1 protein-coding gene is annotated in these 13,889 nt (G+C 61.0%); it reads right to left on the minus strand.

The genetic code is table 11. The features are described 5' to 3' along the window. Positions 1–489: 489 nt before the first annotated feature. Positions 490–13,632 carry a VCBS domain-containing protein gene (locus tag FHT97_RS02855; protein ID WP_183859780.1) on the minus strand — a complete coding sequence of 4,381 codons (13,143 nt, stop codon included), beginning with the start codon at positions 13,630–13,632 and terminating at the stop codon, positions 490–492. Positions 13,633–13,889 lie beyond the last annotated feature (257 nt).

The raw sequence follows: 13,889 nt of genomic DNA on the forward strand, positions 1-13,889 counted from the left end.
GCACGACAGCTGGAATCCGGCTTAAGGCCGGAATGACAGAGAAGCAAGGGTGTCAAACAACAAGAGGCTGTCAGCAGCGTGGGGTGCCGAAAGGACGCCTTTTTGTTGCCGGCTTCGGAATCAACGAATGCCGGCTGTCGCCCATAAGCTACCGTTCAAGACACCGGTTCTCGACCACATCCGCCGGCCCATCGCAGTTTCTCTAGGTAGAGTAATGCCCGCGACGGCAGACCGCCGTGGCAACGAACCCACCGACTTCAGGCACACGCGCACATCGAGGATGAGTAGCCAAGCAGCCTAGCGAGCGATTCCGGTGTCGCGGTCGCGGATATCAACTCATGACGGCAGCCACTCGAGGGAAGAGCCGAAGCGACTTTCTCTGCTTCAAGAGCTGAGAAGGCGTACTCGGCCGTGGACCGCTGACGGATAAGCCCAGAATGCAGAAAAGGCGCCAAGCGGCGCCTTTTCCCTCGCTGGTTCATACAAGCATCAGCCGACGTGCGGGGCCGTCGTCGTATCGTGCTTGTCGTCGTACAGGATCTTGACCGCTTCGGTGGTGTTCTGGAGAACAGCCACATCGTGCCAGCCGCCATTGGCGTTGACGCTGACCACGGTATCCGCACCTGATACCGTCGTCTTGACGCTGGCGAGCGCCTCGGCTTCGGTGGCCTGATGACCGAGCAGGCTGTCGAGAAGCTTCGACACATCGAGCGTATCGCCTTCGCTGGCCTTGTAGTCGGTGATCACGTCGGCGAGCTTGACGTCAGCAAGGGCATCGGCGTCGAGAACAAAGGTATCAGCCCCTGCCCCGCCGGTCAGCGTGTACATGCCTCCGGCGCCCGACAGGATGTCGTCGCCGTCGCTGCCGATCAGCGAGTAGGCATTGCTGCCGCCAAGCGTGGTGTCGAAGGCAACCTCGACAAAGTGACCGGTCGAGCCGTCCGTCAACGTATAGCTGCCGTCGGCAAGGATCGACTGGCCGTTGATCTCCGAGTTTGAAGCGTTCGCATCAAGCGAGATGCTGCTGATCGAATGATCCGAGAGGCTCGAGAGTTCGCCGCTGTCGGTGATGCCGTTGTGGTTCAGGTCCTGCCAGACGGTGAGCTTCGAGAAGGCTTCGTCGGCCGCATCGATCTTGCCGTCATGGTTGCTGTCGAGAGTCGCTAGCGCCGCCAGGCCATCGACGTAGCTGCCGCCGGCGAAGTGCGGCGAGAAGATCTCGCTGCCATTGTCGATCTTGCCGTTGCCGTCGACGTCGAAGGCCAGGATGCCATCACTGCCGGCTGTCCAGGCGATCTGATCCTTGTGGCCGTCGGCATTGATGTCGAACTGGACGCCGTGATCGAGCGTGGTCAGGGCGACGCCATTGTGGTCGAGGTCGAGGATGATCGGGTCGATGGCGAACGTGGCCGCGGACCCCATGCTCGCATACACGTTGGCAAGGGTGACGCCAGAAAGTTCGACCAGCGTGCCGCCGGCAGTGGCGCCAGTCTGCTGGTACACGTAGGTGTTGCCCATCCCCGTGAATGCAAGCGTTGCGCCCGCATCGCCAATATCACTCGCCATGAGGTACTGGACGACCGCGGCCAAGCCCGAAGTCGACGTCACCGACAAGGATTGAGTGAAGTTGTCGTTACCATAGAAAGTGGTCATTCCAGTAGTGGTATTGACACTGTGGGACTCGACAGTGTCGCCGCCAATAGTCAGCGCAGAGTCTGAACCGTTCACAGAAGCGAAGGCCTTTACCGGGGCTACGGAGAAATCCAGCTTGTCGGCAGTGCCGCCCGCTCCCCAATCCGTGATCTTGTCGTATCCGCTGATCGTGCCGTTTTCATTCCTTGTCGCAGTGTTGCCGGTGCTACCTGCAGCGGCGATAGGCGTGGATTCACCTGAGGCGATCACGAATGTATCTCTACCGGCACCACCCGTAAGGACATCGGCGCCAGCACCCCCGTTGATCCTGTCTTCTCCAGAACCGCCGGTGATCACGTCATTGCCGCTAAAGCCGGTGATCGTGAGCCCTTCGGACTGGTGCGAGAGGTTGAGGGTACCCGAACTCGCCATCACCACGTTTTCTATGCGAGCGAGCTGAGCGTCGTTGCTGTCAGTAAAGCCGCCGGCGATCTTCAGCGTATCAGCGCCGTCACCTAGGTCAATCGAAGTGAAGCCGGAAAGCGAATTGCTGACTGTGACCGTATCAGCACCGGTCGACCCAGTTACCTTGGAGGTTTCGATACCGACAAGCGTCGCGCTGATAGCCGAAAGATCGGTCGTCCCGGCGACGTTGACCGTCAACGTGTCGTTGCCGCCCTTGAGATCGATGCTGTCGAAGGCCGCATACTGCTGGGCACTGATGGTCAGGTTGTCGTTACCGGTCGAACCGGTGATCTTCAACGTTTCTACGTTCGAGATCGTCGGCGCGGAGGAGGAGATATCGGCTGTTCCGTTTACGCTTACGGTCAGCGAGTCGCTGTTGCCGCTGCCGAGGTTGATGGAGGTGAAGCCGGTAAGCTGCTCGGCCGACATCGTAACCGTATCACTGCTTGAGCTGCCAGTCAGCGTTTCGACATTGCTGATCGTGCCGGTCGTGAAGTCGACAGTCGTGGCGCCGACAAGCGTAATTGTATCGCTATCAACTCCACCGTCGATCGTCTCGCCAGCAACCCAATCGTTATTGGCCAACAGGAAGTTATCATTGCCCACGCCGCCAGAGAGCGTATCCGCGCCGCCGTTACCGTCGAGCGTATCGTTGCCATCACCGCCAAACAGCCAGTCCGCACCGGAGCCGCCCGTCAGGGTATCGTTTCCGCCGAAACCATAGATGGCTGTGGGGGTCGAGCCAGAGGCGGTTAGCGACGAGTTGGTACCGTTGGTGCCGAGGATGACGTTGACGACGCTATCAGACAAAGCCCCATCGCTGACAGTCAGCGTGCCGCTGACGACGCTGGCCTGTGCCGTCGGCGTCAGGGTGTTGTCGCCGACATGGAGGCCGGGGTTGCTGCCGAATGCGGTGGCAAACGGCGAAGCAAGCGTGAAGCCGGAGCTGTCCGGATCCGCGAGCGTGAACTTGATGCCGCTCTCGGTGACGACGAGGTTCGAGACCACCGGCGCATCGTTGACACCCGTCACGTGGACGATCGTCGTCGCGGTGTTGGAGTTGAGGCCGTCGTTGACGACGACCTGGAAGGTACGGTCAGCGCCGTTCGGGTTTTCCGAGCTGTTCGCAAAGCGGACGGCTTCGATCGCAGCTTCGTAAGCAGCCTTGGTGGCAGAACCGGTGAAGGTAACGGTGTTGCCGCTGATGCTGTAGGCGATGCCGCCGATCGTGCCGGTCGTGGTTGCCTGGCCGGCGATCGAAAGCACGTCGCCTGCCTGGCCGTTGGTCAGCTTGACGGTGGCCGAGCTCATGTTGGCGTCGGCATCGGCAATCACGGCGTTGGTAACGACCGCAACAGCCGAACCGCCTTCGATGAACGTCGGCGTCGTCGTGTATTCGATCTTGACGTTGTCGATGAAGACCTTGTCGCCGTCATCGATATCGTCATTTGAGTAGAAGCGGATCGTGGTCGCGGACGAGATGTAGGCCGAAAGATTGACGGTTACAGTCGTGAAGCCTGCGTCATCCTGACCATTACCGCTGACGGTCGCCACCTCCACCCAGTTACCGTTGCTGTTCAGCACCTGCACATGGATGGCATCGCTAGACTCCATGCTGACCCGCTTATAATCGAAGGTCAGCGTCGCCTGGGTCGCGCCCGTAAGGTCAACTGTGCGCTGGACAAAATCGCCGAAGGTGTCGATCTCTGCATCCGTATCGGTAAGAAGCAAGGCGCCATTGCTCACCCGGACATCGCCGGTCGTAGCAGCATTGCCTTCGTTCTCGCCGTACTCGATCCAGTCCGTCTTCCAGTTCGCGGTACCGTCGTTGCCGTTATAGGCCTGCTGGTTGAACTGATCGAGGACATAAGCGCTATTCGACAGAGTCAGGACCGGCGCAACGTTTTCCTGGAGATCCTTGACCGTGACATTGAGCGTCTGGGTGTCGGTCTTGTTGCCGTCGGAAACCTGAACGATGACGTTATAGATGTTGTTCGCGCCATTATCGAGCGGATGCTCGAAGTCCGGCGCGTCCTTGAAGCTCAGGTTACCGGAGCCGTCGATCTTGAACAGGTTCTGGTCGTCTCCGCCAACGATCGAATAGGTCAGGTTTGCTGCCGGCGTATCGACGTCGGTCGCCATCACCGTCGTGACCGACGTCGAGTTCTCGTCGATCGTAATGGCCGCGGTATCGCCACCGCCGTTGGAGGTGATGACCGGCGCGTCGTTGACCGAGGCCACCGCGATCGTCGCCGTCGCCGGCGTGCTGTCGGCCAGGCCGTTGTCGTCGACTGCTGCGTAATGGAAGCTTGTCGTGCCGTTGTAGTTCGCGGCCGGCACAAAATAGACCGTCGAGCCGCTTACCGTGTCTCCAGCATGAAGTTCAGTCGTCAGACCGGCATCGCTGTAGAGCTTGCCGTTCGCCGGCAGGTCGCTGATCTTGTAGGATGCGACCGTGCCGTCGATGTCACCTCCCGACAGAGCGACAGAGATCGAGGATGCATCCTCGTTGCCGCTGCCCGATGCCGCGTTGGTTTCCGGCGCATCATTGGTTCCGCCGATGCTGACCGTCACCGTCGTCGTTGTGCCATCTGCCGAGGAGACCGTGAAGACCTCCTGATAGGTGTGGCCCGCCTTGAACTCGTCATGCGCGGAATTGGCCGTATAGGTCCAGTTGCCGTTCGTATCGATCGAGAACTTGCCGTAGCCGCCGGGGTTAGAGACGTCGCTCTGTGCCACGAAGCTGGCCGGACTGTCCGCGTCGGTGATCGTCAGCTGTCCGGATGCGCTAATCACGGCCGCCGTGTCACCTTCCGTCAGATTGGCAACGACCGGTGTCAGGACCGCCGCGTCGTTGGTGCCGAGAATATCGACCGTCACCGTCGTCGTCGTGCCGTCGGCGGACGTCACCGTCACGCTGTCGGTATAGTGCTGGCCGGCGACGAACTCGTTGTGCGCCGTGTTGGCGACATAGGTCCAGGCGCCGTTCGCGGTGATCGTGAACTTGCCGTAGCCGTTCGTGCCGACAACGTCCGTCTGCGGCACGAAGGTCGCCGCACTGTCGACGTCGGTGATCGTCAGCTGACCAGACGTGCTCAACGGCGCGTTGGTCTCCGTCAGGTTGACGGAGGTCGTGCCACCGATGACCGCCGCGTCGTTGGTGCCGAGAATGTCGACCGTCACCGTCGTCGTCGTGCCGTCGGCAGACGTCACCGTCACGCTGTCGGTGTAGTGCTGGCCGGCGACGAACTCGTTGTGCGCCGAGTTGGCTACATAGGTCCAGGCACCGTTCGCGGTGATCGTGAACTTGCCGTAGCCGTTCGAGCCGGCAACGTCCGTCTGCGGTACGAAGGTCGCAGCACTGTCGACGTCGGTGATCGTCAGCTGTCCTGATGTACTCAGCGGAGCGTCGGTTTCCGTCAGATTGACGGAGGTCGTGCCGCCGATGACCGCTGCGTCGTTGGTGCCGAGGATATCGACCGTCACCGTCGTCGTCGTGCCGTCGGCGGACGTCACCGTCACGCTGTCAGTGTAGTGCTGGCCGGCGACGAACTCGTTGTGCGCCGAGTTGGCCACATAGGTCCAGGCGCCGTTCGCGGTGATCGTGAACTTGCCGTAGCCGTTCGTGCCGGCAACGTCGGTCTGCGGCACGAAGGTCGCCGCACTGTCGACGTCGGTGATCGTCAGCTGTCCGGATGTGCTCAGCGGCGCGTCGGTTTCCGTCAGGTCGACGGAGGTCGTGCCGCCGATGACCGCCGCGTCGTTGGTGCCATGGATGACAACGGTAATCGAGGATGGGGTCGCGGTCGTGCCGTCGCTGACCTGGATGTCGTACTTGATCGTAATCGTCTGACCAGCGCCCAGGAAATCGAGGTTCTGTGCGCCCGGATGGTAGCTCCAGTTGATGAGCGAGACGCTGCCGTTCGAGATCGGCGACGATCCGAAGGTCAGGGCAGCGGCGTTGGTAAGGGCGGCTGCAAGCTCCGGCGTCAGGACACCGCCGGTCCAGGTTGCCGTGGCGCCGGTCACGGAGGGCGTTTCGGTATCGCCGACGTCGAAATCGGCAACCATCAGCTGTCCTGAAACATTGACAGCCTGGGCATGGGCATCCGGCAGCTCATTGACGTCGTTCCCAGGCGAGATGACCCCGACAAGCGGAATATTGTTATCGCCCGTTACGTGAATGGTCAGGGTTGCCGTGGACGTCAGTCCGGACGGATCCTTGACCGTGTAGGTGAAGGTATCGTCGACCTGAGCACCCTTCGGAAGCACCTCGGCGGCGAGAGCGTTCGCCGTGTATTGGTAGGTGCCGTCAGCCTTGATGACCAGATCACCATACTTGCCATGGCTGACGGTGCCGGCTGCCGTGACGGACGCAGCGACGCCGTCATTGAAGCCCTTGATGGCGCCGACCGCGAGATGACCGGTATCGCCTGCATCCGGGTCCGTATCGTTGGCAAGCACGCTCTGGCTCGAAACGACGGTCTTGTTCTCCAGCACCGCGTTTTCGTCGTTCGCGCCGACCGGCGCGTCGTTGACCGGCGTGACGTTGACGGTGACTGTTGCCGTCGCGGTGCCGCCGTGGCCGTCGTTGACGGTGTAGGTAAACGTATCCTTGCCGTTGTAGTTGGCGGCAGGGTTGTAGGTGATGACGCCGTTGTTCAGCGTTACCGTACCGCCGTGTGCGGAGGTGCCGCTGACGCTGACGAGGTTTAGCGTGTCGCCGTCGACATCGCTGTCATTCGCCAGGAGGTCGGCAGCCTTGATCGTCAGCGAGGTGTCCTCGGCGGTCGTGATCGGGCCGCCGCCGGTCGATGCCGTGAAGTTGTCGTAGGCAATGCCGTCATCGTTGTCATCAGTGTACACGCCGTATCCGCCGAGAGCCGGAACTTCGGAGCTATGGAGAACGACGGGCTGCCCGTTGCCTTGCACCGTGACATTGATGCCGTCGCCATCCACTTCGACCTTGAAGTGGATCGCGTTGGGACCCAGGTTGGCCTTGTCGACCATGTCCAGAACTGTGACCTGGTTGCCATCCACCCGCTCAAGCACGAGATCGCGGTGGGTGCCCTGGTTGGCGTAGTTGTCACCGAAATCCTTCCAGTAGACGCGGTAGTAGTGGGTCGAGTCCTGATAGCCGAAGACCACGCCAAGTGCCTGGTTTGACTTCGGGTTGCCGTTGCCAGTGTTCGGATCGCCATCGACTTCGATCGTGTAGGACTTGCTGCCGGCGGGTAGGCTGTTTGCCGGTGCGAGCGCGATGCCGTTGCCGTCGTTGGAGGACGAGTCGGTCCGCTCGACGAGGCTGCCTCCACTCATCGACCAGCTCGGATTGCCCGAGAGCTTGACGAAGGTCCAGCCGTCCGTGCTGGAATTGTTGAAGTTGTCGCTGTAGGTGGCCGCAACGCCGCCCAAGGTCGTGTCGTCGACAGCCACCGGGTTGTCGTTGGAGCCCTGAACCGTGATGGTCGCGCTCGCCGTATCGCTGCTGCTGCCGTCGGAAACCGTGTAGTTGAACTTGATGGTCGCGGTCTCGTTGACACCCAGCGCCTTGAACGGATCCTCGCCGCTGTCGGACCAGATCTTGACGTCGCCATTCGAGCCGACGGACATGTGGGCATCGCCGAAGTTCGTGGCGATCTTGTAGACGCCGTTTCCTTCGCTCGCCACAGAAAGCGTCAGGCCAGTGCCGCTCGCGGTATTGACCGTCACATTCGAAATGCCGGTGACGTTCAGGCTGGCGCTGTCGACATCCGTGTCGTTAGCGAGAACGTTGCCGACAACGAGCGGGTTCGCCGACGAAGCATGAGAGGAAACGCCGTCTTCGCTTGCCGTGAAGGTGTCGTCGTTGGCGACCGGAGCATCGTTCGTTCCACGCACCGTGATGGTAACGGTTTGGGTGTCGGTTGCGCCGTGGCTATCGGTGACCTGAACCGTGAAGGTTTCAAGCTTATTGTCGCCGTTCTTCAGAGCCTGGGTTGCCGCCAGGCTGTTGTCGAGCGTGTAGGTCCACTTGCCGGCCTGGTCGACGGAAAGCTTGCCGTAGACACCCTTCACCGAGGAGCCGTCCTGAGTCTGGCTGCCGGAGGCGACCACCGACCAGCTGTCGTTGCCGCTGTTGTCGTCGCTGTCGACGTCCGTCTTGGTCAGCGTGCCGCTCTCGCTCGCATCGCCATTGGTGCCGGCGCCGGCCTCAGTGACCGTTGCGCTCGTCGTGCCGCCGGTAATGACCGGCGCATCGTTCGTGCCGGTAATGGTGATGACAACGTTCTGCACATCCCTTTCGCCATGGCTGTCGGTGACCCACACCTGGAAGGTCTCGGTGACAACCTTGCCCGCAGACAGGCCCTGCGTATCCGAGCGGCTGTTGTCGAGCGTGTAGGTCCACTTGCCAGCCTGGTCTATCGAAAGGGAACCATACTTGCCGTTGTCTGTGGTCAGCCAAGGGTTGCCGACGCCCCAGGAATCGTTGGTCGCATTGTCGTCGGAGTCGACATCCGACTTCACGAGGGTATCGGAAATCGTCGCAATGCCGTTCGTGCCGACACCCGCTTCGATGACGCTGCCAGTTGCATGGGAATCCGCGATGACAGGCGCGTCGTTCGATCCGAGGATATTGACGGTGATCGTCTTGGTGGCGGTCGCACCGTGGGTGTCAGTGACCGTCACATCGAATTCCTCGCTTGCCGTCTTATCCAGGGCGAGGCTTTGCGTCGAGGCCAGCGTATTGTCGAGCGTGTAGGTCCATTTGCCATTGGCATCGACCGATATCGATCCGTAGAGACCCTTGACGGAGCCTCCGTCAACGACCTGACCGGCGCGAGGCGTGATCGACCAGGAGTCGTTCGAGCTGTTGTCGTCGAGGTCAGCGTCGGTCTTTGTGAGAGTACCGCTGGCAGTGCTCTCGCCGCGCGGCAAGCCGAGCCAATTGTAACCGTGCTCGACGACCCAGTCGCTCGTCGAGCCGCCGGTAATGACCGGCGCGTCGTTCGTGCCGTTGATGACGATCGTGACGACCTGGCTAACCTTGCCGCCGTCGCCGTCGTTGAGGAGGACGGTGTATTTCAGCGTGACGTGATCGTTCGCGCCGAGATAGTCGAACGTCTTGTCCGGAGCAGAGAACGTCCACTTGATCTCGCCGGCCGTGCTGCCCGCTGCCTTCGTCACCGAGTCGATCTTGAAGAACGACATCAGGTTGGAGGGCAGACCGGTCTTCGTGTCGGCAGCGTCAACGCCGGTGACAGTGGCTGTGTGGCCGACGTCGTTGAGATCGACATCGGTAAACGTCAGGCTGCCTGACGCCTTCTGCTCGGAGTTCGAGCCAGTGGTGTTGGGCGCTTCGGTCAGCGTTGCACCGGCGTTCGCCGTTGTGAGCACGGGCGCGTCGTTCGATCCGGTAATCGTTACCGTGACGGTCTGCGTGTCGCTCGCGTTGTGGCTGTCGGTCACCTTGACCGTGAATGTCTCGGTCCGCGTCTCGCCAAGCGCGAGACCCTGCATTGCCGCACTGGAATCGTTCAGCGTGTAGGTCCACTTGCCCGCCTGATCAACCTTGAAGGTGCCGTAGGCGGCAACAACGCTCGTCTGATCGGATGGCGTCTGTCCGTTGCCTGCAACAACCGACCAATTGTCGTTCGAGGGCTTGTCGTCCGAGTCGACGTCGGTCTTTACGAGCGTATCGGAAACGGAGTTTACGCCGCGGGCGGTTCCCGTCACGTCCATGCCCATTTCGATCACAGCGCCCGTCGCATGACTGTCGGCGATGACAGGCGCGTCGTTCGTGCCGGTGATCTTGATCGTCAGCGTCTTGGTATCAGTCGCACCCCATTCGTCCTTGATCGTGAAGGAGAATGTCTCATAGCGCACTTCGCCCGCCGCCAGCGCCTGCACGGATGCTTTCGTGTTGTCGAGCGCGTAGCTGTACGTGCCGGTCGACGCATCCCAGGTGAGCTTGCCATAGTCGCCGGCAACGCCCGTCGAGCCATTGCTCTTTCCATCGACGCCCGCAACCGTCAGGACCGCACCGTGATCAACGTCCGACGCGCCGTTAAGCAGGTTGCCGGTCGCGACGGAGCTATCCGCGGTCGAAATCCCCTCCTTGACCGTATTGTACTGGAAGTCGGCGCTCGGCGCGTCGTTGGTTCCCTTGATCTCGATCGTCAGGGTCGTCGTCGAGATGGCGCCGGACGCGTCCCTTACCGTGTAAGTGAAGGTCTCGTGGGCGGTTTCACCCTGAGCAAGACGATTCGTATCCTTGTCGAAGTTGTTGAGGATGTAGGTATATGAGCCGTTCCTGTTGAGCTCCAGGACGCCGTAGTCGCCGTTCTTGACGAAGACGCCAAAGGCATGGATGTCTGCGTCCTTGAGGTCCGAGACGACCTTTGTGTCGCCGGCATCACGGTCCGAGTCGTTGCTCAGGACATTGCCTTCGGCCTTCCAGTCGCCCAACGTCCCGACGCCGGCTTCCTTCACCATGTTGGTGTCGGCGACCGCGACAGGAGTGTCGTTGGTGCCGTCGAGCGTGATCGTCAGCGTCCTGCTGTCGCTCGCGCCAGCACCGTCGGTCACCGTCAGCGTGAAGCTTTCCGTTGCGCCCTTCTTCAGTGCTTCGATCGCGCCATCATTCGGCACGTAGGAATAGGCGCCCGTCGCGCTGTTGAGGTAGAGCGTGCCGTAGGTCCCCACCTTTTCGATGTTATAGTCACCTGCAAAAGTTCCCGTGACCACACCGGTACCGCTGATGCCATAGGTGGCGGAATCGCCGACATCGACGTCGGAGGACTGCAGCTGACCGACCACGGGCGCAAACGTGTCGTCGCCGGCCGTATCCTTAAAGGTCCAGCCGGTAATCGCGGAGAGCTGCGGCGCGTCGTTGGTGCCGTTGACGGTCACCGTAATCGTCTGCGTCGCGGTGCCGTCAGCGGAGGTCACCGTCAGCGTCTCGTCGAAATGCGCTCCCTGACCAAGCGACTGAGCGAGCCCATTGTTGAGCGTGTAGTTCCATGCCCCCGTTGCCGGGTTGAAGCTGAAAATGCCGTACTGGCCGGCAAGCGACGAAGGCGTCTGGAAATGATTTTCGCCGTGGTCGACATCCTTGACCGAGAGCAAGCCGTTGGCTTGAAGCTGACCGTCCTCGACAACGGCACCGGCAGCAACGCCCGAGATGGACGCCGTATCGTTCACACCGGTAATCTGGATCTGATAGACGCCGGTCTTGCTGTCACCATCGGAGTCAGTCACGGTGAAGGGAACGGTGACGGTGGCGACTTCGCCGCCATTCAGCGAATCGAAGACACCAGCTTTGATGACGATTGCGCCATTCTGATAGAAGTAGTCCTCGGCATGGAGCGTCAGGGCGATGCCTCCCGCCGACGCAACGGTTGCGGTTCCCAGCACCACCTTGCCAGCGCCGTCCGCGCCGAAGTTGAACTGCTCGCCGGCCGCCAGCTTGAAGGACATCACGTCGTCTTCGCCTGCCGCACCTGTGAAGACGGCAGCGGTCGTGCTCCCTGTCAGGCTGACATTTGCGAGGTAGGTGCCGGTGTTGTCCGAGCTATTGCCGACTTCCTTGAATGTCAGCGTATTGGTACCGCCGATCGCCGTAAGGTCGAGATCGATCGACTTCATCGAGGAGGTCGGCGAGTAGGTGTAGACCAGCTTGTTGTTCCAATAGACTTCCAGCCCCGAGGATACAGGACTCGGCGATCCTGCCTGGAAGCTCAGCTTGTAGGTCTGCCCCTCGGCAAGCCCCGATATATCCTGGGAAATCGTTGTGTTGCCCGGCGACGATCCCATGTCCACCATCGGCGCGCCGTTGGATGTCGTCATGCCCAGATAGCCGCTGCCAACGCGTTCAAGCTGCACGCTGCCGGTACCGTCGACCTTCCAGCCGATATCGGCGTTGGCCGCTCCGCCAAGAGGACCACCCCAATCGCTGTGCTGCTCCCAAGTGCCGGCCGCAAAATTGCCGTTGGCGAGCAGGTTGACCGCCTGGACGGCTCCATTGATCGTCGGCACGTCGTCGTGGATATCGACGACGAAGGAACCGCTCGCGGTGTCGCCGTCGGCGTCGCTCGCCACGAAATTGAAATGCAGGTCGAGCTGCGTGTTGCCGATCTCAGAGTTCTGCGGATGATCGAGGGGCTGCAGCAGCGTGAAGCTGTAGGCGCCGTTCGGCGCCGTCGGATCAAGCTTGACGACGAAGACTTCGGTGCGGCCCTCGCCTTCGCCGATGAAGCCGGTCAGCGTGTGGCCGTCGGAGGAGATCGCGAACTGAATCGTCTGGCCATCGGACTTCAGACCGCCGAGCTGGTCCTGCGCTGTCGAGAACGTCAGATCGCGATGCGCGCCGGCGTCGGCGCCCCAGTGAATGCCGAGCGAGACGTCGTGAACGCCTGCGTTGTTTCCTTCGCCGGACAGCAGATCGGACTCGTTGATCGCGCTCGGGCCAACACCGTCGCCGGTGCTCGGACCATCGTCGTTGATGTCGATCGAAGCGACGCCGGTGGCCTGGTCGCCGTCCTTGTCGGTGACGGTGTAGCTGAACTGAAGGCGCAGGATATCATTGACGCCTGCCTCGCCCCTGTCCGGGTGATCGAGCGGAGCGAATTGCGTAAAGGTGAAGGCACCGCTTGCCGCGTTCGTAACGGTCAGGACGAAGACCGGCTGGCCATCGACGCTGCCGGTGATCGTCAGGCCATCGACGGTAATGACGACCGGCTTGCCGTCGGACATCAGGTCAATGTGCGTCCCGTTCTGCGTGCCCTCGACCATGTTGAGCGAATCGGCAAGCCTGACCTCGGTGATCTCCCCGACGTCCGCGCCACCATCGAAGCCGAATATGCCGTTGACGGTTTGCGTCTCGAAGCCGCCTTCTGTGCCTTCTGTTTCCGTCAGGCTGAGGTTTGTCGTCCGGTCAGCGGAAATGGTTGGCTGGTCGTCGAACAGTTCCCGGCGGTCGCCGAGACCCGGATCGGGCTGCTGCGTGTCCGCCAGCAACTGCGCGAGCTGGGTCGGATCGTTCGGATCCTGCTGGATGGTGTCCTGGAAATCGGCGCCGGAGCTTGGTGCGGAGGCACTTGCCGAATAGGAGCCGTCGGGACCCGCGGCGACGTTGATGTTGTTCTGCTCGAGAGCGGCAATCACGGCCTGCTGCGGCAGCTCGACTTCGCCGAGCAGGAAGGTCGGCACATGCAGGGCGCCGTTGACGATCACAATCTCCGTGCCATCGGCCTGGACAAGCACCAGGTTGTTGCCTTCGACGCGGATGTCGTCGATCGACACATCGGCCGGCAGGTGAGCGACGTTGTTCTGATCCGGGACGATTTCGGCTGGATGAGCGTTGGCGGCTATCGTCTGCGGAGCCGCCGGCACGCGGTCGGTCTTCTCGGGCTGTTGGCTATTGTCGACCTGTGCAACTTCGACACCCTGTGCAGCAGAAACGTCAATACTTGCGTCTTCATGAATGTCCTGACGGAAGTCGTGCGAGACGTTTTCGCTTGCAGTAGCGGAAATGCGCGGATCTTCGATAGACATAACAAAACAACCCCAATGAGAAACTGGGGCCAATCAATTACGCAGAAGAGCCAAAATCAATACTTGCAGCCGCTTAAGACATAGCCGGTTATGCATCCACCCAAAAATGTTTTAGGAAGAGTTAACGGTCGAGCCCCGAATATCGCTGGAACCGCTAAAATTCTAATAAAATTAATGAAATACAAACGCCCGGTCGGCGCTAACGCAGAATGTTCCAGCCTTCGATTCGACGCCTTATCTGCCTCCGTCACCTTCCG

The sequence above is a fragment of the Rhizobium sp. BK399 genome (genome assembly GCF_014194695.1).
In the GTDB taxonomy this organism is placed as follows: domain Bacteria; phylum Pseudomonadota; class Alphaproteobacteria; order Rhizobiales; family Rhizobiaceae; genus Rhizobium.